This window comes from Armatimonadota bacterium (genome assembly GCA_017993055.1).
GTDB lineage: Bacteria > Armatimonadota > UBA5829 > DTJY01 > DTJY01 > JAGONM01.
Genome location: JAGONM010000009.1, coordinates 68448 through 90076 on the forward strand (window position 1 = coordinate 68448; position 21629 = coordinate 90076).

Annotated in this window: 20 protein-coding genes; 7 read left to right on the plus strand and 13 right to left on the minus strand. The window is 62.2% G+C overall.

The features are described 5' to 3' along the window. Window positions 1-21: 21 nt before the first annotated feature. A complete protein-coding gene (locus tag KBC96_05595) occupies window positions 22-660 on the minus strand; it encodes a hypothetical protein (protein ID MBP6963863.1) in 639 nt (212 codons plus the stop codon). A gap of 112 nt (window positions 661-772) precedes the next feature. On the opposite strand from KBC96_05595, the gene KBC96_05600 reads away from it, so the two are divergent. The 3 genes from KBC96_05600 (at window position 773) to KBC96_05610 (ending at window position 4207) form a co-directional block, all read left to right on the plus strand. Beyond that, complete coding sequence (locus KBC96_05600) at window positions 773-1561, plus strand: polysaccharide deacetylase family protein (protein MBP6963864.1); 789 nt, start codon at window positions 773-775, stop codon at window positions 1559-1561. After that, window positions 1558-2820: a DegT/DnrJ/EryC1/StrS family aminotransferase gene (locus KBC96_05605; GenBank protein ID MBP6963865.1), complete on the plus strand. Its 1263-nt coding sequence runs from the start codon at window positions 1558-1560 to the stop codon at window positions 2818-2820. Before KBC96_05600 ends, KBC96_05605 begins: the two co-directional genes overlap by 4 nt. Before the next feature lie 79 nt (window positions 2821-2899). Further along, window positions 2900-4207, plus strand: coding sequence for a cytochrome c3 family protein (locus KBC96_05610; GenBank protein ID MBP6963866.1), 1308 nt, complete (start codon window positions 2900-2902; stop codon window positions 4205-4207). A 63-nt stretch (window positions 4208-4270) separates the two neighbouring features. Here the strand turns inward: KBC96_05610 and thiM are convergent, their stop codons facing one another. Next, window positions 4271-5077 carry a hydroxyethylthiazole kinase gene (gene thiM, locus KBC96_05615; GenBank protein MBP6963867.1) on the minus strand — a complete coding sequence of 269 codons (807 nt, stop codon included), beginning with the start codon at window positions 5075-5077 and terminating at the stop codon, window positions 4271-4273. A 189-nt stretch (window positions 5078-5266) separates the two neighbouring features. Between thiM and KBC96_05620 the strand changes: the two genes are divergently transcribed. Next, complete coding sequence (locus KBC96_05620; protein ID MBP6963868.1) at window positions 5267-7174, plus strand: fibronectin type III domain-containing protein; 1908 nt, start codon at window positions 5267-5269, stop codon at window positions 7172-7174. 9 nt (window positions 7175-7183) lie between these two features. On the opposite strand, the gene mgrA is transcribed toward KBC96_05620, so the two are convergent. The 4 genes from mgrA to KBC96_05640 all read right to left on the minus strand — a co-directional run bounded on the left by mgrA (window position 7184) and on the right by KBC96_05640 (window position 9793). After that, window positions 7184-8173 (minus strand): L-glyceraldehyde 3-phosphate reductase, encoded by a 990-nt coding sequence (gene mgrA, locus KBC96_05625; protein MBP6963869.1) that lies wholly within the window; start codon window positions 8171-8173, stop codon window positions 7184-7186. Window positions 8174-8250: 77 nt separating this feature from the next. Further along, window positions 8251-8433, minus strand: coding sequence for a 4Fe-4S binding protein (locus KBC96_05630; protein MBP6963870.1), 183 nt, complete (start codon window positions 8431-8433; stop codon window positions 8251-8253). Window positions 8434-8605: 172 nt separating this feature from the next. Further along, a complete protein-coding gene (locus KBC96_05635) occupies window positions 8606-8926 on the minus strand; it encodes a cupin domain-containing protein (protein MBP6963871.1) in 321 nt (106 codons plus the stop codon). Window positions 8927-8962: 36 nt separating this feature from the next. Then, on the minus strand, window positions 8963-9793 hold the full coding sequence (locus tag KBC96_05640; protein MBP6963872.1) for a metallophosphoesterase: 831 nt from the start codon (window positions 9791-9793) through the stop codon (window positions 8963-8965). Between the two features lie 182 nt (window positions 9794-9975). Here KBC96_05640 and KBC96_05645 point away from each other — a divergent pair, with 182 nt between their 5' ends. Further along, window positions 9976-11250, plus strand: coding sequence for a hypothetical protein (locus KBC96_05645; protein ID MBP6963873.1), 1275 nt, complete (start codon window positions 9976-9978; stop codon window positions 11248-11250). 106 nt (window positions 11251-11356) lie between these two features. Further along, on the plus strand, window positions 11357-13810 hold the full coding sequence (locus tag KBC96_05650; protein ID MBP6963874.1) for an ankyrin repeat domain-containing protein: 2454 nt from the start codon (window positions 11357-11359) through the stop codon (window positions 13808-13810). Here KBC96_05650 and KBC96_05655 read toward each other — a convergent pair. Further along, on the minus strand, window positions 13799-14683 hold the full coding sequence (locus KBC96_05655; GenBank protein MBP6963875.1) for a DUF4261 domain-containing protein: 885 nt from the start codon (window positions 14681-14683) through the stop codon (window positions 13799-13801). The two genes, KBC96_05650 and KBC96_05655, sit on opposite strands and share 12 nt — an antisense overlap. A gap of 10 nt (window positions 14684-14693) precedes the next feature. Further along, window positions 14694-15980 carry a [FeFe] hydrogenase H-cluster maturation GTPase HydF gene (gene hydF, locus KBC96_05660; GenBank protein ID MBP6963876.1) on the minus strand — a complete coding sequence of 429 codons (1287 nt, stop codon included), beginning with the start codon at window positions 15978-15980 and terminating at the stop codon, window positions 14694-14696. 365 nt (window positions 15981-16345) lie between these two features. Between hydF and KBC96_05665 the strand changes: the two genes are divergently transcribed. Beyond that, entirely contained in the window at window positions 16346-16954 is a 609-nt protein-coding gene (locus KBC96_05665; protein MBP6963877.1) for a PEP-CTERM sorting domain-containing protein, read from the plus strand. On the opposite strand, the gene KBC96_05670 is transcribed toward KBC96_05665, so the two are convergent. The 5 genes from KBC96_05670 to KBC96_05690 are packed head-to-tail and all read right to left on the minus strand — an operon-like array spanning window position 16896 to window position 21570. Further along, complete coding sequence (locus KBC96_05670; GenBank protein ID MBP6963878.1) at window positions 16896-17858, minus strand: Tat pathway signal protein; 963 nt, start codon at window positions 17856-17858, stop codon at window positions 16896-16898. The genes KBC96_05665 and KBC96_05670 overlap by 59 nt on opposite strands. After that, window positions 17855-18691: a hypothetical protein gene (locus tag KBC96_05675; GenBank protein ID MBP6963879.1), complete on the minus strand. Its 837-nt coding sequence runs from the start codon at window positions 18689-18691 to the stop codon at window positions 17855-17857. The genes KBC96_05670 and KBC96_05675 overlap by 4 nt, the downstream gene beginning before the upstream one ends. 29 nt (window positions 18692-18720) lie before the next feature. Beyond that, window positions 18721-19845, minus strand: a complete 1125-nt coding sequence (locus KBC96_05680) for a hypothetical protein (GenBank protein MBP6963880.1) — start codon at window positions 19843-19845, stop codon at window positions 18721-18723. Window positions 19846-19860: 15 nt separating this feature from the next. After that, a complete protein-coding gene (locus tag KBC96_05685) occupies window positions 19861-20601 on the minus strand; it encodes a sugar isomerase domain-containing protein (GenBank protein MBP6963881.1) in 741 nt (246 codons plus the stop codon). 9 nt (window positions 20602-20610) lie between these two features. Next, window positions 20611-21570: a hypothetical protein gene (locus KBC96_05690; protein MBP6963882.1), complete on the minus strand. Its 960-nt coding sequence runs from the start codon at window positions 21568-21570 to the stop codon at window positions 20611-20613. Between the last annotated feature and the right edge of the window lie 59 nt (window positions 21571-21629).

A 21629-nucleotide genomic window follows, 5' to 3' on the forward strand; every position in this document is an offset into this window, starting at 1 on the left:
GCGGACTGTCTCGCAGTCGGCTCAACCAGCCTTGGCAGATGATAGAAACCGGCTGAGCGGGCCGAAGACGTAGTCGTAGGCGGCATCCATCTTGCTCTCGATGCCAGTCAGGTCGTCGAACGGCTCGGGATGCTGGACATCGAGTTCGATGAAGAGCTGGGATGTGTCGTTGAAGAACGGCTCGATCTTCAGTTCGTGAATCCCGTTCTGATGAAGGACGATGCGCAGGCCGGCACCCTTCCTCCCCGGGCCAAGCAAGTCCCACTGCGAGCCGGTGACGCTCAACATCCTGTCATCTATGAACCTCGCCGCTTCGTCCGGGCCGTCGAGCGGCAGGAAGCATGTCAACTTCACACCGAACGTCATGAACTGCTTGATATCGAGCCATCCCCGCGCGATCGAGAAGATCTCCAGACTCTTCTCTTTGCTCGCCTCAAAGTGCATGACGTTCTCGTTCACCTGAATGCGCGCCTGCTGAACGAAACAGTCACTGTCCGCGTTGGCCATGCGGATTCCGTCCGGCAGGTGCTGGAGATTCTGGTACGGAAAGCGCTCGGTGATCTCAGCGTAGAGGCGGTTGAGGTTTACGTTTTGCAGCGCGATCGGCGGAAAGATCAGCCCGGCGGTCAGTCTTCGGCAGCTTATCAGTTCAGGGTTCATCGGAAGGCTCCTGGTGTCCGTGCGTGGAATCTGCAAGTCATGCTATAATCACGCCGATTGTAGCACCGACTCCGCCCAGGGTCAAGGTGCGCGGTCTCAGGAGACGCCGGCTTTGCCCAAGCTGCTCATCGGCTATGATACCGAGTGTATGCACGACCCGGAGATCACCCGCGCCTTTCTGAGGAAGGCCGCGGACGTCCACGCCCGGCACCCGTGTACTCTCTTCCTTGTCGGCAAGGTCATAGAAAGCAACGCCCGCGACCTGGAGCTTCTGGCGGACAATCCGATGTTCGACTTCCAGCAGCACACCTACTCCCACCAACTGCTGAAGACGGTCTGCATTGACCGGGGCGACGGCAGGACCGAGGTTCACCGAGCGATGCCGCTCTCGCAGATCGAAGATGAGGTAGGCCGCACGAGCGACCTCATTCGGCGTTACTTCGGCAGGGAATGCACGGGCATCACCGGGCCGTATGCCTACTACAGGGGACTCGCGGACAGGCCAGACATACTGGAGATACTGCACGGCCTGGGCATTCGTTTCACACGAACCTACGGGCGGGACCATCACGATTTCCAGCCTGTCTCGTTCGACATTCAGCCGTTCCGATACGCGCCTCAGGGGTTTCCCGACATGCTGGAGTTCCCAATCCACGGCTGGCAGGATGTGTACTGGCGCGAGATGAACGGTTGGGGCAACCTGCGCGGATACCGGGAGTATCTCGAAGAATGCCTGAGCCGAACGGCGGAGCAGGGCCTGACGTGGAGTTACGGCTCTCACGACTGGTCGAGCATACGTGAAGACCCCGACATGACCGTCATGCGATCACTGCTGAGATCCGCGGACCTGATTGGAGTGCCTACCATATCATACCTGGAGTATTACGAGGCGGACAAATGACCGAGAAGCTTGCGATGGACGGCGGAACGCCGGCGAGGAGCAGAACCGAGCCTCCGATGTATCCGGGGGCGATGGAGATTGCGGAGGAAGAGAAGCGCGCAGTCTGCGAGGTTCTCGATGAGAAGATTCTTTTCCGCTATCACCAGCGTCCGAGCGGCCCCGGACGAGTCGAGGAGTTCGAGGAGAGGCTCGGCCGTCACCTGGGAGCTGCACACGTCCTCGCCGTCAACTCGGGCACGAGCGCGCTGATATCGGCACTCGTCGCCGCGGGCATCGGTCCGGGAGATGAAGTGATCATCCCGGCATACACATTCGTCGCCACGCCGGCGGCGGTGATCGCGGCGAAGGCGATTCCGATTATCGCTGAGGTAGACGACTCGCTTACGCTCGACCCTGATGACTTCGAGGAGAAGATCACAGATCGCACGCGAGCAGTCATCCCGGTGCATATGCGAGGCGCCCCTTCGGACATGGGCCGCCTCATGGAGATCGCCAATGCTCACGACCTCCGGGTGATAGAGGACTCGGCGCAGGCCGTCGGGGCCAGCTACAAGGGTCAGAGACTCGGAACGATCGGCCACGCTGGATGCTTCAGCCTCCAGATGTCGAAAGTCATCACGTCCGGCGAGGGCGGCGTACTGATCACCAGCGACTCGGGGCTGTACGATAGAGCCCGGATGTACCACGACGCCGCCGTCAGGTTCTGGGATCAGGACGCGGGGATGCGCGCATTCCCCGGCGTCAATTTCCGCATGAGCGAGGTTGCCGGAGCGCTGGCACTGGTCCAGCTCTCGCGGATGGAGGGTCTGATCGAGCGCATGAGGGCGAACAAGGCCGCGATCAAGAGCGCGTTAGAGCCGAGAGAGGGGATGGAGTTTCGCAGGATTCACGACGACAGAGGCGAGGCTTCGCTGTGTCTGATCTTCTACCTGCCGGATGCAGCCCTCGCGAAGCGGTTCGGTGAGGCGCTTCGCGCCGAGGGAATCGGATCCGGAACTATCTACGATCAGGGCATTCCCGACAGGCACATATACACCGCGTGGGCGGAAGTCCTCGCCTATCCTCGCGACGTCCAGAAGGGCTGTCCTTTCACATGCCCGATGTACAAGGGCAGTGTCCGGTACTCGAGCGATATGTGCCCTCGCACCCTGGACTATCTTGGACGGACGATACACATCAACGTCAGCCCGATGCTGACACCCGATGACTGCGCCGAGATCGCGCTCGGCATCAACAAGGTTGCGGCCGCGCTGCTCTGAACGTATCTGCTCGGAGGAGTCGCACGCGCCGCTCGCCAACATATCGTATGTCGAACGCACGACCTATGCGAGGTAGACCATGACCAAGCTGATACAGACATCACTCGCAGCAACGATCGCCGTGATGCTCACCATCGGACTCGCGAACGTGCCCGGGCGGCAGCCGCTGGCTGAGGATCAAAGCGCATGCGTGACTTGCCACAACGTCTCCACTCCGGTCATCGTCGCACAGTGGAAGGAGAGCAGGCATGCCGCTTCGGGAGTTGAGTGCAAGATGTGCCATGTCTCCGAGGAAGGCGCTCCCGGGGCAGAGAAGCATTTCGACGGCAGCTTTATCATCCCTGCGATCAGCCCGAAGGTGTGCGGCAAGTGCCACTCTGACAAGGAGAAGCAGTTCACCGCGAGCCATCACGCAAGCGGCGCCAAGTTCATCGGATCACTCGACAATATCCTGGGCGAGATGGTCGAGGGAGGTCCCGCCGCGAACCTTGGATGCAAGCAGTGCCACGGAAGCACAATCAGGATCGCCGAGGACGGAAGCCTTGACGCAGAGACTTGGCCGAACTCGGGCATAGGGAGAATCAATCCAGACGGCAGCAATGGCGCGTGCTCCGCCTGCCATTCCAGACATACTTTCTCGGTCGCTCAGGCACGCGAGCCGGAGACCTGCGGCAAGTGTCACCTAGGGCCCGACCACCCGCAGCTCGAGATCTACAACGAATCGAAGCACGGGGTGCTGTACCGAGCGAACAAGGACAAGATGAACCTGAGCGCAAAGCCGTGGGTCGTCGGGAAGGACTACTCCGCCGCGCCGAACTGCGCCACGTGCCATATGTCGGCGACGCCGAGCCAGCCGCTGACGCACGACGTCGGCAAGCGGATAAGTTGGACGCTCCGCCCGGCTATTTCGACCAAGCTCGAGAATTGGGAGACGAGGCGAGAAGCGATGCAGGGAGTCTGCAGGCAATGTCATGGACAGAGCTACGTCAAGAGCTACTACAAGCAGTTCGACGCTGCCGTCAACCTGTACAATGACAAGTTCGCCAGGCCGGCGAAGGACGCGATGGACAAGCTATACGCGGATAAGTTGCTGACGGATACGCCGTTCGACGAGAAGATCGAGTGGGACTACTACCTGCTCTGGCACCACGAGGGACGTCGCGCCCGCCACGGCGCATCCATGATGGGGCCGGACTTCGTGCAGTGGCACGGGTTCTTCGAAGTAGCCGAGCGGTTCTACAACGAGTTCATCCCTGAGGTCAGGGAACTCAAGCCTGAGTACGCTGAGAGCATACTCAGGCAAGACGACCACAAGTGGAAGTCCGGACTCCCAAAGGAAGAGCGCGAGAAGATCCTGCAGTACTATAAGGAGCGGTACGGGCAGTAGTAAGGCGCGAGACCGAAGGCCGGAGTGAGAGCGGCGCCGTCCCCGGTGTCTCGTTCTGCCTGTTCAGATCAGTTCCATACGCGCGAGCGATAGAAGGTCGCCAGCCTTGAGTCCGTAGAGCGCATCGTAGAGGACCGTATGGAACGTGCCCGGCTTGTCGCCCGACACGTGCGCCGCGATCTGACCGGCCACGCCGAAAGCCGTCAGGCCGCCCAGTGCGGCAACGAACCTGTCCGGCTGAACAGCCGCGAACGCGCCGACTATGACGTTCGACATGCATCCAGTACCGACGACCCGGCTCAGCATCACGTGCCCGTTCGAGACCCTAACGCTCCGTATTCCGTCGCTGACAACGTCCACGACACCAGTGATGGCCACCGTGCACCCGTAGGTCCCGGCGAACTGCAATGCGATCACCTCCGGCGGTTCGGCCGCCGCGACGTGCTCCACACCGCGAACTTCGGCCGCGATCCCCGCGAGCGCCGCAACCTCACCGGCGTTGCCGCGAACTATGGATACCTTGACGTCCCGAAGCAGCCGCTTGCTCGACTCCGTCCGCAGGCTGGTTGCGCCCGCTCCCACCGGATCGAGTATTACGGGGATGCCCCGTTCGTTCGCCGTCTTTCCGGCAACTACCATAGCATCCACCCAATCCGGGGTCAGCGTGCCGATGTTCAGCACCAGCGCCCCGGCGAGGCCGACCATCTCCGCAACCTCCTCTATCGCATGCGACATAATCGGCAGGGCTCCGATGCACAGGGTCGCGTTTGCGGTCTCGTTCATAACTACGAAGTTGGTGATGCTGTGGATGAGCGGACGCTTCTCGCGTACCAGATCGAGGTCCTCTGCGATTCTCGTGATCAAGTCCATGGTCTTCTCCCGTTAGCGCCTTGTGTGGCGATTCATTCTACCGGAATCCCTTCGCGCTGACAACCTGCGCGGACAGCCGATCCGCGGTCGCCATAATAAACAACAATGACTTATCAAAGTTTACGTTTTGGCAAAAATGGGCAAAATACCTAGGATGAGACAGGCCAGTCCCGCAGTCCAGGAGTTCCGATGCTGCTGACCTCGCTACATATCCTCAGAAGGTGCTCGCTCGCACTTGCGCTTATTCTTGCGGCGCCTGTCGCGTGCAATGCACTAACCGGCGCACCGTTCCAGATAAGGACGAGCCTCAAGAATCCGATAGTGTGGCAGGGCATCGGAAACTGGCTGATCATGACTGAGGACAAGACGAACGGGCGCGTCTGCTACTTCTATGATCCCGTGATCAAAATCAGTTCGATCCTCATGGAGGGAATGTCGCTTCAGCTCGCACCACTCGGATCTGAGATCAAGTGGTTGATGTACACCGACTACTACCAGAACCTCGACCGCCTGATGGCGGGCGACGTGGACAACGACAACTTCCACATTGCGTGGCCGAGTAACCTGAAGCAGGTCGGCTGCGGCATGAAGTACACGAACTGCGTTTTCGGTCAGTACAGGCAGCAGAAGGTCGGAGATCGCTACCCCGTGGACCTCTTCAGCTTCGATGTCGCCCGCGGAGGCGCCACCCTGATCGTAGGCAGCGACTCCGAGAAATCCCAGTTCGCCCACGATGGCGACACGATAGTCTACCAGGCCAACAACGGATTCGGGGAGACCGCCATCCGAGCAATCCGGTTCGACAACCCGGCTGAGCAGACCGTATTCGTCGGGCCCGCCTTCGAACCCTCGGTGTGCTACAACCTCGTCGCCTGGGCGCAGTCCAACGGCCCCGGATTCGACATAATCGCAAAGAACCTCGATACCGGCGAGATCAGGACGGTAGCCTACACCACCGCTAACCCACCCAGGCCCGAGGCAGGCAGGGGCGCCATATTCTGGCAAGACGCCCGAAACGCCGCCTCCACCGGCATTGATGTATACGGCTACGACTGGGCCACCGCGCAGGAGTACTGCGTCACCAATGCAGCCGGCGACCAGTTGAGGCTTCGCGTCTGTGATGACCTCGTCACATGGACGACCGGCACTTCCACCCAGACCCTCTGGGGCGCACGGATTCCGACGCCGACAATCGTCTCCGATCTGATCGTCACCCGGGTTACACCGAACTCCGTCTCCCTCGCATGGACTTCAATCGGCGACACCAACAACCCGGGCGCGTTGTACGACCTCCGATACCGCACCGACGGCCCGATCACAGAGGCCACATGGGCGACTTCAGCTACCGTCGCCGGGCTTCCCATCCCGCAGGCAGGCGGTCGCAGGGAATCCTTCGCTGTTGACTCATTGTGTTCGGGACGCGTCTATTTCGCGCTCAAGGTGAAGTTCCGGAACAACACATGGTCCCCGCTCTCCAACTGCGTCAGCGCGTACGTCGCCGACGAGGCCAGCGCGCTCCGGAACGCCGGCGAGGGCGATTCGATCAGCTTCACGGGAGTCGCGAGCGGCATCGGCGCGGAGGGGGCATTGTACTGCCAGCGCAGCGACCGATCCCAAGCCGTCCGCGTGATTCCGATGTCCGCCGCTTCACCCGCGCTCGGTCAGCGGCTGACGGTCACGGGCCGGCTGGCACAGGACCCGGAGTTCATGGGACCCGTGCTGGAGGGTGCCGTCGTAGCGCTGAATGAGGGCACTCAGGAGATCAGGCCGCTCGGAATGCGCCTCGACTCCCTTGGCGGTTTCGATGCCCGATGGGGAGGCGTCGCGGTCGGCGGCCCGTCGAACCTCTGGGCGCGCGTGCGGATATGGGGACGCGTCACGGGCCTGGCCACGACGGGCGGATGCTCGTTCTTCCTCAATGACGGCTGTGACCTACCCGACAACAATGTCAGGGGCGCGCTCGTGTCGAGCCCGTTCCCAGCACCGGACGGCCTGGCCGATGGGCGGTACGTCCTCGTCGAGGGTATATGCCGCTTCTCCCGGGCCGACGGCAGACAGATCGAGGTCGTCGAGCAGTCCGGCATCGTCCTGAGATAGCGCGCCGAGCTACGCCAGCGCCTCATCAATCGCAGACAGTTCTTCGGGTGCGAAGTCCAGCCGCTCGAGCGCCGCTGCGTTCTCCTCAATCTGGGATACCTTGCTCGCCCCAATCAGGGCTGACGTCACCCGCTCGTCGCGAAGCACCCATGCGAGCGACATCTGCGCGAGCGACTGCCCGCGTCCCGATGCGATGTCGTTCAGCTTGCCGACCTTGGCGATCACGTCCTCAGTGATGCGGTCGGCCTTCAGGAATCCCCAAGGCTTCGCGGCGCGGGAACCCTCCGGGATGCCATTGAGGTATTTCGATGTCAGCAATCCCTGTGCCAGCGGGCAGAACGCGATACACCCGATCCCCTCGGCCTCGAGCACGTCGAGCAGTTTCTCCTCGATCGAACGGTTGAGCATCGAGTAGCTCGGCTGGTGGATCAGGCACGGCGTCCCGAGCTGCTTCAGGATCTTCGAGGCAGACGCAGTCCGCTCTGCATCGTATGACGATATACCGACATACAGCGCCTTGCCCTGCCGCACGATCTGATCGAGCGCAGACATCGTCTCCTCCAGCGGGGTCTCGGGGTCCGGGCGATGGTGGTAGAGAAGGTCCACGTAATCGAGCCCCATGCGCTTCAGCGACTGATCGAGGCTCGCGATGAGGTATTTCCTCGATCCCCAGTCGCCGTAGGGACCGGGCCACATCCCCCACCCGGCCTTGGTCGAGATGAAGAGCTGATCGCGGTACGGGCGCAGATCCTTGGCCATGACGGAGCCGAACGACTCCTCTGCCGATCCGGGAGGCGGGCCGTAGTTGTTTGCCAAGTCGAAGTGCGTGATCCCCAAGTCAAACGCCTTGAGGATCATCTCACGGCTGTTCGAGAGGGTATCCACCCCGCCGAAATTGTGCCAGAGCCCGAGTGAGATCAGAGGCAGCTTGACTCCGCTGCGCCCGCTTCGGCGGTACCGCATTGTATTGTATCTGGTATCTGACGCCTGATATGACATATTCCCTCCCCGTCCTGCTATGAAAATGCCCCCGTCTCCCGGTACGGAAGCGGGGGCATCACAGTGATATCCTCCGGCTAGAGCGCGATCGCGCCGGCCGGGCACTCGTCCACGCAGATGCCGCAGTCGGTACACAAATCCGAATCTACCTGCGGACACGTGCCGGGAGCCGACTGAACCAGCGCCTCAAACGGGCATGCCGCTGCCGCGGGGCACTCGTCTTCCTTGGTACAGACCTCGCAATCAACAGTAACGGCCATTTCGTTCGTTGTCTCCTTTTCGCGTATTCTCCACCATGCCGGGGCCGGCATGGGTCAACGGACGTCGTTCAGACGATCCAGTGCACAGTTTACCTCAAGATGCCTATGATTGCAAGCGATGGGGCACGGACGAGGTCCATGACCTGGTTGGCGATCTCGATGCGCTTGTCCACTAGCGATAGTCCTCTCTGATCGGGTAGAAGACATCGATGACGTAGCAGGCGGTCAGCGCCTTGGTGGAGTGCAGCGTGTTCGGCGGGATGATCACTACCGAGCCATCGTGAACGAACTTCGTTTCGTCGCCCACCGTCAGCTCCATTCGGCCTTCGATCATGTTGCAGACCTGCTCGTGCGGGTGCGAATGGGACGGCAGGTCCGCGCCCTCCTCGAGGTTCCAGTATGATAGCGTCATGTTCTCGGAGTGGACGAAGCGCACGTGGCACTTCGGGAAGATCTCCCGCTGCTCGGTGTCATCAAGTTCTGCAAAGGACATGCTCTCCTCCGTGCCCTCCGTGTCCTCTGTGGTTTTCTACTGCTGCACCGCAAACTCCGGCGGCGCCCCCGTCGTGCGGAGATCGACGAACCGGCGGGTGAAGCCGCCGTCGCTGACGGTGAAGACCGAGTAGCCGGTAAGCCCCTGGTCGGAGCCGGTCGAGAAGCTGATCGCCGGCGTCGTCAGGAAGGTGATGCCGTAGTACTTGGCCTCCATCGAGCGGTGGTAGTGACCGGTCAGGACGGCCTCCACCTTGTACTCCCTCAGCAGAGCGAGAATCTGGGCGCGAGCGGGGTTCTCTACCGCGTAGTAGTCGCCGTTCGGATCGGCGGGCGTCTTAGTGAAGATCGGGGCATGTTCGAAGACGAAGATGCGCTTGCCCTGAGCCTTCTTCAACTCCGAGTCGAGCCACTGGGACTGGCGCTCCTCGGCGGCATACCCGGTGTTCCAGAGCGTGTAGTTCAGGCCGATGAACACGCATCCCTCGTGCTCGAACGACACGCGGTCGGGGCCCACGGCCTTCTTCCAGGCGGCGATCTGACGCGCAGCCTTCACGGCGCCGATGGCCTTCATGTTGAGCAGGTCGTGGTTGCCGGGGGAGACATACATCGGCGCGGCGAGTGACTTGCTGATCTCCATGAAGAGCGCGGAGCTCTCCGGCGACCAGACTTCGAGCGCGTCACCGGTGTGGATGACGAACGCGGGTTTCAGCGCGTTCACCTGCCGGATGACCTCGCGGTATCGGGCGTTATACGCGTCCTTCCCCCTGCCGACATGCGTATCGCTGATCTGCACGAATGTGAAATCTGCGCGCGCACAGGCGGCACAGAGAACAAACGTGAGTATCGCGATTGTCTTTCCTACCATTGCCTTGCCTCGGCTGAGTGATCTCTACTCAGATCATAGTTCGCAGGCACCGGTGGTGTCAATCTGCACCTGGGGACAGGCACAGCCGATAATCGTGGTATAGCGTCAGCGTGTGCCTGTCATGCGGCGCGATGAACGGATTGTCTTCCCCGATCATCCAACTCATCGGTGGTGAGAGTAACATGCATCTACTGCGAGTCTCCGTCTTCCTGCTCTGTCTGGCTTTCTTTTTGGGCCTGACGCCGTGTGCCGTCCGCAACTCCGCCCCAGCCCTGGCCGCGATCGTCGATGTTTCCGGTATCGAGGTGCCGCCTGTGGGCGATCCGGTATGCGCCTACTGCAACGGCTCCGGATGCGAGCACTGCCAGCCGTCCGAGCCGGACGATGAGCCTGAGCCCGCACCCCAGGCGCAGCCACAGCCGACTCCGCAACCTCAACCCACGCCGGCACCTCAGCCTGCGCCTGCGCCGCAACCGGCTCCGCAGCCTCAGTTGGTTCCGAAGCCGATCGCTCCGCCCGCGCCGATTCCGGCTCCGGACCCGCAGCAGGTGGCGTTTCAGCAGGTGAGGCAGGTACTGCTGAATGACTTTCAGCTACCCTCGGCATCGGCGACGGACTTGGATACGGCGCCGGCGGTCAGCATAGATTCAGTCGTGCCGCTGACGCTCGGCACGGGGCCGGTGCCGATCAACCTCAAGCAGGGCGGACTGACGCAGGAGGAGTGGGACACCGCGCGTGAGTGCCAGCGGAAGATCGACCTGCTCAGCCCGAAGTGGCCGCCGAACGCCCAGGAGATCGCGCAGTTGGACCAGCTCATCAGCAAGAGAAACGCCCTGTGGAAGAAGGCAGTCGGTATCCCCGGCCTGACCGCGGATGAGCGCGAGCGGTTGAGGATCAAGCTCTACACGCGCGATGTCCATGCCACCAATGGAATGCTTCCGACGGTGACATCCGAGCAGATCAAGACGTGGTCGAAGCCACCGCCTCCCCTGCCCGACCCGAAGCGTCTTCCCGATGAGCCGGCGCCCGAGCAGGTGAACCCTGTCGCGCTCCGATTGATCGCCGACTTCACGAACGATCAGATTGAGTCCGAGATCGAGGACCAGGCCTCGGACTTCGCCGAGTCGGAGTTGGGCAAGCTCGGCGAGAAGTTTGGCGACTTCCTCAATGTTGGCAAGATCGCGGTCGCGTACAAAGATGGCGGCGCCTCCTCCGCGCTGGCGGAGACGTTCGACATCCTGATCGGCAAGATCCCGATCCCGCAGGCGTCGTTCGCCGTCGAGGGCGGAAGGCTGTACTCCAACGTAGTCTACGAGGCGCAGAACAGCTTCATGACAGGCGCGATGAGAGCGACGGGCGGCGAGTTCAACCGTGAGGAGTTCTGGTCGGAGTTCGACGCGAGCCTTACGGTCTGGCAGAAGGCAGTGAAGGAGTGGGTGTCCTATGGCGAATACTAGTCTATCACTACGGCGCCCGATCGCCCCTCGATACATCCGCTCCGCGGACACTCGGGGTAGTCGGGGTGGAGCTACCACAGACACTCGAGGCAATCGGGGTATCGCTGTGATCTTGTCTGTTCTGGCGGTCCTACTGCCGGCGGCGAACTCCCTGTGCGCGGAGAAGCCGATGATCCATCGGGGCATCACCGTCGCACTACCCAAAGAATGCAGTGTCAAGCTGCGTTGGGTGTGCCCGCCGCTCGATGACAAGGTTGTCGAGGAATCGAAGTGGTACTACGTCAACTTCACCGTGGACAACAGCGGTCGCCCGTGGATCGGGCACGATCTCAGCCAGATCATGAGCCCGACTCAGCAGTACCAGTACTCGGTGGACAAGTTCTTCGACAATATGGTCTACCTGGACAACGGCGCGCTGATCCTCAGCACGACGACGCACATCGGTTCTCCGATGCCGCCCAAGGACAAGGAGTTCGACTATCGCGGTCTGCCCAGAGCATCGTTCCAGCCGATCGCGCAGATGCCGTTCGCGAACTGCCGGCTCTTCGCCGGCGCGTCGAACTGCCTCTACCTGGTCGGGCACAACCCGGCGACCGAGCAGAAGGAGGTCTACCTCCTGCGCCCGGAGAAGGGCAGCCTGCGCCAGTACGCGAGGGTGTTCACATCGAAGGATTCCATCGCGTCCGTGACCGGCGACGGCGAGCGGACCTACATCGCCACGGATCGCGTGGTGCTGAAGGTGCTGACCACAGGGGCGGTATCCAAGGTCTACGTGCATCCCACACAGACCATCAGCGGACTGGCGTACGATGCGCAGATCGGGCTCTTCTATGCCACCGATACCGGAGTCGGCTTCGTCGGCGCGAACGGGTCAGTCGATCTGCTGGCCGCGCAGGAGCCGAGAATCTGCCTGCGACAAGGCGCGCTCTACGTCTTCCTCCCGAAGTCTTACGGCGTGCTGGCGCTGGACAACGTCAAGGACCTGAAGCGGTTCAACCTGGCGTTCAAGGACGTCCCGGCGACGAAGTCGGCCGAGGTCAAGGTCACGGGCATCCGCTTCTTCGAGGGTGGAGAGCCCGCCCCCGAGCCGGAAGCCCGGAGTTTCGCATTGAAGTTCGATCGCGCCTCGACGAGATACGTCTACTGCCAGGTCGACATGGACAATCTCCTTTACGAGAAGCGCGCTCACAAGCAGGCGCTCGCCGTCGAGTTCCTCGCCCCCGGCCAGGAGTGGGGCGAACCGGCCAACTGGACAGTCGATTTCACGACGGATATCGCCGGCGTGTGGTCTTGGGCTCGGATCGGCGCCGACGAGCCGGGCACGCTCTATCCCGGCGAACACACGGCAAAGATCTATCTCAACGGCTCCAAGATCGACGAGCGCAAGTTCACCATAGAAGGCGACGCCACCGTGCTGGAGGCAGCCTATTTCAAGGACACCGCACGGCTGAAGTCGCTTCTCGCGAAAGGCGGCGACCCGAACGAGATCGGCGAGGACGGCCGCACTCCCCTGATGTGGGCTGCGTGGAACAACTCGATCGAGGACGCCGGACTCCTGCTCGCCCGAAAGGCCGATGTCAACATCCGAAGCAGAGACGGCGACACCGCTCTCCGACTTGCCTGTTCGCAAGACGACGCCGAAGGGATGGTGCAACTGCTCCTATCACACGGCGCCGACACGGGCACGAGAGACGAGGACGGCAAGACGGTCCTTCACAACGCGGTGTTCTACGCCAAGCCCGAACTGATACGCCTGCTGCTCGAGCACGGCGCGGACCCTAACGCCAGGGACAACGACGGTGAAACCGTTCTGCGGAACATGAATCTGATCTACTCCGATCCGACGCTCGCGCCCAAGCTGGAGTCGGTCGAACTGCTGCTCAAGCATGGAGCCGATCCGGACGCCAGGAACGAGTACCACGAGACCCCGTTGTTCGACTGCTGCCGGAGCGGAAACGTCGAGGCCGCCCGACTGCTCATCGAGTACAAGGCGGATGTGAACGCAGTCAGAAAGGGCACTGAGGGCCTCTCGGACACGAGCCTGCTCGGCCACGCGATCATGGAGTACGGATGGGAGCAAGACCCGGGGATTCGGGATCGGATGCGGGTGGTGATCCGGCTACTCAGCGCATCGGGAGCACAGCTTCTCCCCGGCGAGACATCTCTCGCTCTGGCTAAGAGCATCGACGGCCTTCTCGACAGGAGCGTGATCAAGGCGTGTCTCGAGAAGGACGACCAACTCGTGTTCAGCTACACGCCCGAGGACCCGGCACTGCGCGGGGTCGTGCTCGAACGGCTGATGCGGATAGCGTTCTCGGCGATTGCATCGGCGAACTCGGCAGACGGCTTCTCCAAGGCGCTGAACCTCTGCCTCGACGCGCGCGCGAAGGCCGACATGTGGGGGCTGCTGGCGAAGTACCCGGAGATCTCGTTCGACTGCGGGCTGCTTTGGGTGAGGACCGGAAACCCGTCGAACGCGCGGATGTACCTCGAGGAGTACCTTCGATTGGCACCGGAGGGAAGTGCCGCATCCAAAGCCGGCGAGCTACTACGGTCTTGAGGGCGGTCGTCCTACAACCTCGAGTGCCCTCCACCTACCGTGATGGCGTCTGGACCGCAACCGCGACCGCTTGAGCGCGAAGACCTCATCGTGGCCGTCGAAACTCACGGTGTCTCCGGCCTCTATGGGCGTCTCTCGTTCAATGGCATGGGCAGCTACGTTCATGAGGAGGTCGTAGTAATCGTCGCTTAGCGCGTCATCCGAGAACCTCACCTCGAGGTCCGGCAACCCAAAGTACCGCATTCCATGAGTATGCAGCCATACGCCCTTGCCCGCAGAGACGAGATGCACCGAGGTACACACGGCCAATAGCAATTGAGGGCTGTGAAGATCATCGTCCATGAAGGGTTCGACTCGACTGCGCTGGTAGTACACCTGCGCCGAGGCATTGGCATAGCCGACCCCCGGATACAGCTTCATCAGAGTGATCAGCATCCTTGCGACCGAGCGGACACACTGGACCGCATGTTCGGGGTCAGGGACGGACTCGATGGTGAGCACGGCGGTGTGAAACTCCAGGTCGTCCCTCTCCTGGTTCGTGAGAGCGTGGGACGTCATCAGGGCGAGTCTGGTCAACCGCTTCGGGAGGGGTATGGCATAGTCGGAGATCACAGCTTTGCTCACGCCGTCGTCCACGGCATATCGGCGCACCTGATCCTTCTCGTCGGCCCAGTCCGGGTTCTCGTCGCAGGTAGTGTCCCCGCCCCACTGCTCCCGGAACGCCCGTGTGAACGCGGTCGGATCGAACTCGACCGGCTCGGGCAGAGGCACGACGAACCGGAGAAAGGACTCGTCGATCTCGGCACGCTTTCTGCCGGACCAGTACATGTAGGCGAGCAGCAGGACGATGACGGCGATGAGGACGTATTGCACGGAAGGTCTCCTAGTTGCTCGTCCTCGCGATCCTGAGTTTCGGCTTCGTGTCGGAACATTCCCTCTGCTCCCAGAGGGTCTTAGCGAGCGGGAACGGGTCGAGAGCTCGGTCGAGTATGCCGTGGACATACGCGAGGGTTACGCCGTAGTTGGTCATAGGGACGCCGGCATCCTTCGCGACCTGCTGACGGTAGCAGACCTCGCGCCGGTTGAGCGTGCATGCGCCGCAGTGGATGATAAGATCGTAAGTCTTGAAGTCCGCCGGGAACTCGATCCCTGAGCTGAACCCGAACTCGAGCTCGCCGCCGACCATCTGCCTGAGCCACCGGGGGATCTGCACCGTGCCGATGTCGTCGCCCTGCCGGTGGTGCGTGCAGCCCTCGGAGATGAGCACCCGGTCGCCGATCTTCAGCCGCCGGAGCGCCTTCGCTCCCCGCACGAACTCGGCCAACTCGCCCTTGTAGCGGGCCATCAGGATCGAGAAGCTCGTCATCCAGACCTCCTTCGGGGTGTCTGCGGCGACTTTGAGGAAAGCCTGGGAGTCGGTGATGACGATCTTCGGCTTGCGGTTGAGGTTCCCCAGGGCGCTCTTCAACTCGCGCTCCTTGACGACCATCGCGTAGGCATCGTGATCGAGCGCGTCGCGGAGGGTCATCACCTGCGGGAGGATGAGTCGTCCCTTCGGCGCGGCCTTGTCTATCGGCACGACGAGGACGACGATGTCGCCGGGGACGATCAGATCGCCGATGATCGTCGGCTCGGCGAACCCCGCGGGCGCATTAGAGATGAGCGCCTGCTTGAGGGCATCGATGTTCTCGCCGGTGACCGCGGAGACGCCGACGAACGGCAGGCCGTTCTGCTGAGCCCAGGCGGCCGCCGGACCGATCTGACCAGGCGGACCTTTCGGACGAAGGTCTATCTTGCTCTCCACCGCCACCATCGGGATCTTGCGCTCGCGGACCATATCGGCAAGCTTGTCCTCCCAGTCGGATGGAGCGCTCCCGGCTTCGATGGTCAGTACGGCGAGGTCGGTCTTCTCGAGGACCCTGAGCGTCTTCTCGACCCGCAGCTCGCCGAGCGTGCCGACGTCGTCGATCCCGGCGGTGTCCGTAATGACGACCGGCCCGATCGGCAGAATCTCCATCGCCTTGGTGACCGGGTCGGTCGTCGTGCCGGCTACCTCGGAGACGATGGCGACCTTCTGCCCGGTGAGAGCGTTGATCAGGCTCGACTTGCCGGAGTTCCGCCGCCCGAAGATGGTTATGTGCATCCGCTCCCCGGATGGGGTCTGGTTCAGACTCGTCATGCGTCGTGCTCCTGCAGCACCCGTGCTCGACCCAGAAGATGAAGTACGGGGGGATCAGTCAGTTAAGTGCGGTTCATCCCCGCAAGCCCTATTATATCACGCCGGGCGACGGCAGGTGAATGCAGGCGCGTTCCATGCGGATACTCCGAAAAACTGGTAATAGTACCAGTTGACAGCTATATACTATAGGCTTATCCTGTTAGGTAATACTGCGTTAGCCGGATAGATCTGGCCCTATGTTGTGGGCCATACGGACAGACGGGCTCGGAAAGATAAGGGCAACCGTCGGCCGGAAACATCTGCTCTGCGCGATCTCGCCCCAGATGGCGGCGCGACATGAGCGGAAGGAGAAAGAGATGAAGCGTTCCAATGCAGCAGTACTTTCAGTACTGCTCTGTTTGGCAACATTCGGACTGGCACAGGCTGATCCCTGGCCCGACTACTCCTCGCACACCGACTACGTCCCGTACGTCGAGGTGTTGACGATCAACACCACCAACAACCTCTGGGACTATCTCGTCACCGTGGGCCAAGGATCATCCGAGCCGGAGCATGGAGGACTCGCCGGCGTGAAAGCCTTGGCGGTCTTCCCGAACGGGGGGAATGCGGAGCCAGCGCTTGACGGCTGGACAGGTGACTCGTCGTATGTGCGCCCGAACTGGGACACGAACGGCGGATGGCATACTCAGCAGGGTGCGTTCGGCTATCGCACGAGCGCTCCGTCCTGTTACATCAAGCCCGGACAGCCGAACGTGTTGCCAGGAACCGCAAGCTTCCCTTCCGGATACGCCCCGCCGAGTCAGGTATACCTGGTGCATGTGGCATGCAACGATGGGTATACTTACTGGGCCCGGCCTGGTGTGGTGCCCGAACCTGCAAGCGGAGTTGCCCTTGCAGCGGGATTCGTCACACTTCTCGGGATGATTCGCAGGAAGAGTCGCTGGACCTCTCGACATCCTTCCTAGCTGCGGCGACCTGCTCTATGGCGGTGACGTGCTTTTCGCGCCACCTGGGGGTAGTCTGACGCCAGATCGTCTGGAGGAAGCCCTTCAGCCGCTCGGGAGCGATGTTCTCCCGGGCAAACTTCACCGTGTCGCCATAGTTGGTGTCGCACGACCAGTTCGCGCCGGTCGGGACCTGGTCGTAGCCGTGCTCCTCGAGGTCTAGGTAGGCCTTCACGTAGGTGTCCTCTCTGTTGAACGGCTCGCCGTAGTACCAGTTGCTCTGGAGGACCGATTTGGGCATCTTGTCCCAGAAGACCTCGGGGTGATGCCAGAGGTAGTCCGACCAGACCCACGGCCGCACGCCGCCATCCTCGACCTGCTTGAAGAGGAAGTAGATGTCGTGCCACCAGAGGTCGAACTGGCGGATGGTGACGTACTCGAAGTGCTGCTGGTGGGCATACGTCTCCTCGTCCATGCCGAGGTGGAAGAAGCGCGGCGTGTCGAAGATGCCGATGATCTCGCCGATGAGGTCCTTGCAGACGGCGTAGTAGGTGTCGGTCGAGAGCATCCGGGAGTATGGGCCGAGCCATGCGTCGTGGCACGCGGAGAAGTTGAGCTTCGGGTTCGGCTCGATGCCGAGCTCGCGGAGGCGCGCGATCTCCTGCTTCATCCGGTCGACGGTCCACGCGCCCTCGACGGCGATCTCGGGGTGGCTGGCGTACTGGATGGCGTCGCCCAGATCGAGGACGACCATGTTGACCCCGGCCTCGACCATGCGCCCGACGAGTTCGTTCCAGAGGTTGGAGTCGAAGCGCAGGTGGGGACTCACGACATGATCGTGGTCCCACCGGGAGTCCTCGCGGTCGATCCACATGTTGGTGCTGAGGTGTATCAGCTCCGCCCAGATGAGTTGGCAGTTCGTCATGCATCCTCTCCTTCCGGCGTCTGGATGCTGAGAGAGCCTCCGACCATTCGCTGGAGGCTGGCTCTAAGTTCGTCAAGACCTTCGAAGAACGGAGGGATGAGTACGGTCTTGCCGTTGGCCAGTCGAATCGCCGCGCCCCTAGGCATTGACGGAGATATCTCTCGCTCCAAATCGAGCGATTCGATATCTGATCCGGATATGTGGAGTTCCTTCCCGAGAAGATGGCAGACGATCACTCGCTCGTCAGTGAACTCGACACGCGACGGGTAGAAGTTGAGCACGTAGCCGATCAATACCAGGACTGTGCCTATAAAGGCAAACGGTAACCAGTTCGGAAGTATCCCCATTCGCGACATCGGTACGAGCACGACTAGGGGTCCCAGCGGACCGACTACAGCCATTGCAGCGAACCGATAACGCCAGCGCGCGGTCCAGCGAAAGGTCAAGTCACCAGAGGCATGAGGCACAGGCTCGGCCTTTTCATCTGCTGACGGCATCGCCAGCGTATTAACCACAATGACCAGCGCCACCATCGGCCACACCATCTGCATCAGTCCAAAACCAGCGAACGCAAGGTCATGACCGAAACGCCCCAGCAACGCGGCTGCCAGAAGATAGCTCGCCCACTTCATTCGCGCGGCCGCGATGCCGGCGGCAGCCACAGCGAGACTCCAGAATGCAGTCATGCCGGGCGTTTCGCCGTACCATGCCCACATCAACCGGTGAGAGAAAGCGTAAGCGTCACGCCATGTCAGAAGTGTCACCAGCAACTGCAGCAAGGCGGAGACTGCCAGAAGCCATATGAACAACATTGAGATCGTATCTCTTCGCATGCGTGTATTCTCCCGTTGCTCGTCCTTCTTCAGCCGTCCCGATCGCTGTATGCCTCGAAAGCCGATACCAACCGGCGGCCGATATCCCGATAGCCATCGATGTCGAGCCGGCGGCCCGCAAAGCTCTGGTAGCTGGTCTCGATGGATGCGGCGGGTGTGTGATCGAGACGATCCCAGGCCCAACTCACGAAGGTAGCATCCACGCCCCAGCGGCTTGCGTAATTCGTCTCACGCTTCAGCTCCGAAGCTTCGACCTCCGTGAAGACGGAAGCCAGCACCGAGGCTATGCTTTCGGAGACCACACGCTGGGCGGCCGGCCTGTGCGATCTCGGCATAAAGACCCAGAGTCCGTCCTCCGCGTGGCCGGGCGCATGCAGGTCAATCAACAGTCTCTTCGGGTACCGTGACGCGAACCTGTGCAGGTCGGCCTGGATGCTGAGCACCTCCGGACGCATCGGCATCTTCTCCCACGCGCGGTTGAAGTCCCAGGGATGCGCGTCCTTGCCGTAGTCGCCGTTCTCGACGCCGTCCAGATCCACGAACGGCACGATCCACCAGTCGAATTCCCCGGGGCCGTCCTTCGCCAGAGCGCGGATGAGTCCGTCGAGCACCCACGAGCCGGGCGTCTCTCCGGCGTGCTGGCGGGCCATGAGGTACACGCCGGCCCCACCGGAACCCGGGAGCCTCAGGCGAGGAAGCGGACGCCCCTGCCCCGTTATGCCGATGGTAGCGGGCGCGGGCAGTCTCGTCTCGTCGAGGGTGAGTTGGAAGTGATCCGAGCAGTAGGGATAGCAGAAGGCGACGGCGACCCGGTCTGAGGGCCGGTTGTGCTCGAATGCGAGTTCGAGCCGACCGTCATCGGCGGTCACGACCTCCACCTCCAGGCAGCGCATCCATCCTCCGCCGGACACCCTCAGCACCGGGCGTATGTTCCCCAGAGCCCCGGCGTTCCCGAGCGTGTGATCCGCGTTCATCCAGACGAACCGCACCGGCTTGCCCTGGAGGTTGTCGGCTTCCAGACTAAACCACAGCGACTGCGGGCTCGTGCGCGGCTCTGATAGGAACCGAACGACCCAACGACCGTCCTCCCACGTCACCTCGTGGACGACACCGTTCCCGCTCTTCAATGCGCGTCGTACACGCGGCTCGGACATGATCGCTCCTCGGACTCAGTAGCCGACCTTGTTGTACTCCGCAAGCGACTTCTCGTTGAACTCCGGGCCGCCCTCGCGGTTGTGGCTCATGTAGACGTGCGGCGTGAGGCCCTTCGCCAGCATCGCCTCGATCGCCTCGCCGCAGATCGCCCAGAGACATGCGATGAACCCGATCCCCGAAACCGGGAGCGCCTTGACCGCCAGCCCCTCGACCTTCTGAGAAGCATCGCCATAGGGAGCGCAGATGTCGATCACGAGATCGCCGACGTCAGCGAGTTTCTTGCCGGACGGATGCGCCGAGGTGACGTTCGCCGTGTACCGCAGAGCGGTGAGCACGATCACCTTCGCGCCGATCTCCCGGCACTGGATCGCAAGCTCGATAGGCATCCGGTTCCGGCCCGAGACGGAGCCGACGAGCACGACGTCCCCTGCCCTGAGCTGGCTCGTGCGGACCGCGCACCGGATGTGCTCCAGGTCGGGCTCAATTGGCTCTGGGCGCGGGCGGTTCTGCATACACTCCGCGATCCCATTGTCGAGGTTCATGCCGAAGTGGAAGCGGCGGAGCGACATCAGCCCGCCGGCGCGGTTGGTCATCTCGGAGGCGGTGCCGTGGCCCATCTCGGTAATGAAGACCGATCCGCCGGACTCCCAGCAGTCGGCGATCATCCGCCCGGCCTTCTCGATGTTGGCGACCTGCTCCCGCTCGATGCTGTTCAGCAGGTCGTGTATGGCGTTGAGGTAGCGCGTTGCCAGCATACGTCTCTCCTATTGCCGATCAAGTTTGTCGAGGAACGGCTTCTGGGTCTCCTCGATCCGAGCTAGCAGATCCGGAGTCCATGAAACGCCCATATCCTTCAGCGCGAGCAGGCCCGCACCAATGCAAGGGCGGACCATCGGCCGGACCGGGCGCAGGTTCGGGGCGATGGCGAGTGCCCGCTCACAGACCCGGTCCCAATACATCGCGCAGGTCTGGGCGATCCCGCCGGACGCAACCAGCGCATAGTCCGACTCCTGCAGGCTCATCCTTGCGATGACGTCGGCAAGCGTCTCCGAGATGTCATCGGCCGCCTGCAGGACGATCTCCCCGGCGACGCGGTCTCCATCCTCCGCCGCGTCGATCACCGCTTTCGCGGCGGATGCGATCCGCGACCGGCCGATCTGTTCGTAGTAGACAAGGTTGAACACCTCGTTGGCGTTGGCGACACCAAGGCCGAGGGGCACGGCCTGCTCCAGTACAGTTGCGCGCTCCGGCCCCCACGACGCGGTCATCGCGGCGCGCATGCCCATGAGCCCGATCTGGTAGCCGCTACCACGGTCGCCGAGCACCGGGCCGAGGCCGTCGAAGGTGAGATGCTCTCCGGTCTCGGTGAGAGCCGCGACGAAGGCCCCAGTCCCGGAGAGGACAAGGATTCCGTGGGTGACCATGCCGGTGGCGAGGCCGCGGGTGAGCTCGCCCGCGCGTACCCAGTGGATCTCGGTCTTCTTCAGGTCGAGCAGATCGAGCACGCGGTCGTACAGGCCGGCGACCCAGAGATCGCGAGGCCTACGTCCGCCGAGCGCGTCCCGAACGGCCAGCGAGTAGTTCTCCAGCGCGGCATCGTGCCCGGCCCAGAGACCCTGGCCGGTCCCGCTTCGGCCCCAGCCGAGAACCGCGCCTTGTTCGTCCATGAGGACGGCATCGCTCTTCGTGCCGCCACCGTCTACGCCGAGTGCAAGTCTTTCCATCGTCAGGCTGCAGCTGTGGGGTGGTTGTCATGCCGAACGTCATTCAGCATGGCGGCAGC

Excerpts from the sequence above, each read along its gene's own strand:
- KBC96_05645 (MBP6963873.1), top strand. The coding sequence starts at position 9,976 with ATGCATCTACTGCGAGTCTCCGTCTTCCTGCTCTGTCTGGCTTTCTTT.
- KBC96_05640 (MBP6963872.1), bottom strand. The coding sequence starts at position 9,793 with ATGGTAGGAAAGACAATCGCGATACTCACGTTTGTTCTCTGTGCCGCC.
- KBC96_05680 (MBP6963880.1), bottom strand. The coding sequence starts at position 19,845 with ATGTCCGAGCCGCGTGTACGACGCGCATTGAAGAGCGGGAACGGTGTC.
- KBC96_05605 (MBP6963865.1), top strand. The coding sequence starts at position 1,558 with ATGACCGAGAAGCTTGCGATGGACGGCGGAACGCCGGCGAGGAGCAGA.
- KBC96_05675 (MBP6963879.1), bottom strand. The coding sequence starts at position 18,691 with ATGCGAAGAGATACGATCTCAATGTTGTTCATATGGCTTCTGGCAGTC.
- thiM (MBP6963867.1), bottom strand. The coding sequence starts at position 5,077 with ATGGACTTGATCACGAGAATCGCAGAGGACCTCGATCTGGTACGCGAG.
- KBC96_05690 (MBP6963882.1), bottom strand. The coding sequence starts at position 21,570 with ATGGAAAGACTTGCACTCGGCGTAGACGGTGGCGGCACGAAGAGCGAT.
- KBC96_05665 (MBP6963877.1), top strand. The coding sequence starts at position 16,346 with ATGAAGCGTTCCAATGCAGCAGTACTTTCAGTACTGCTCTGTTTGGCA.
- KBC96_05595 (MBP6963863.1), bottom strand. The coding sequence starts at position 660 with ATGAACCCTGAACTGATAAGCTGCCGAAGACTGACCGCCGGGCTGATC.
- KBC96_05620 (MBP6963868.1), top strand. The coding sequence starts at position 5,267 with ATGCTGCTGACCTCGCTACATATCCTCAGAAGGTGCTCGCTCGCACTT.
- KBC96_05685 (MBP6963881.1), bottom strand. The coding sequence starts at position 20,601 with ATGCTGGCAACGCGCTACCTCAACGCCATACACGACCTGCTGAACAGC.
- KBC96_05630 (MBP6963870.1), bottom strand. The coding sequence starts at position 8,433 with ATGGCCGTTACTGTTGATTGCGAGGTCTGTACCAAGGAAGACGAGTGC.
- KBC96_05635 (MBP6963871.1), bottom strand. The coding sequence starts at position 8,926 with ATGTCCTTTGCAGAACTTGATGACACCGAGCAGCGGGAGATCTTCCCG.
- KBC96_05610 (MBP6963866.1), top strand. The coding sequence starts at position 2,900 with ATGACCAAGCTGATACAGACATCACTCGCAGCAACGATCGCCGTGATG.
- mgrA (MBP6963869.1), bottom strand. The coding sequence starts at position 8,173 with ATGTCATATCAGGCGTCAGATACCAGATACAATACAATGCGGTACCGC.
- KBC96_05670 (MBP6963878.1), bottom strand. The coding sequence starts at position 17,858 with ATGACGAACTGCCAACTCATCTGGGCGGAGCTGATACACCTCAGCACC.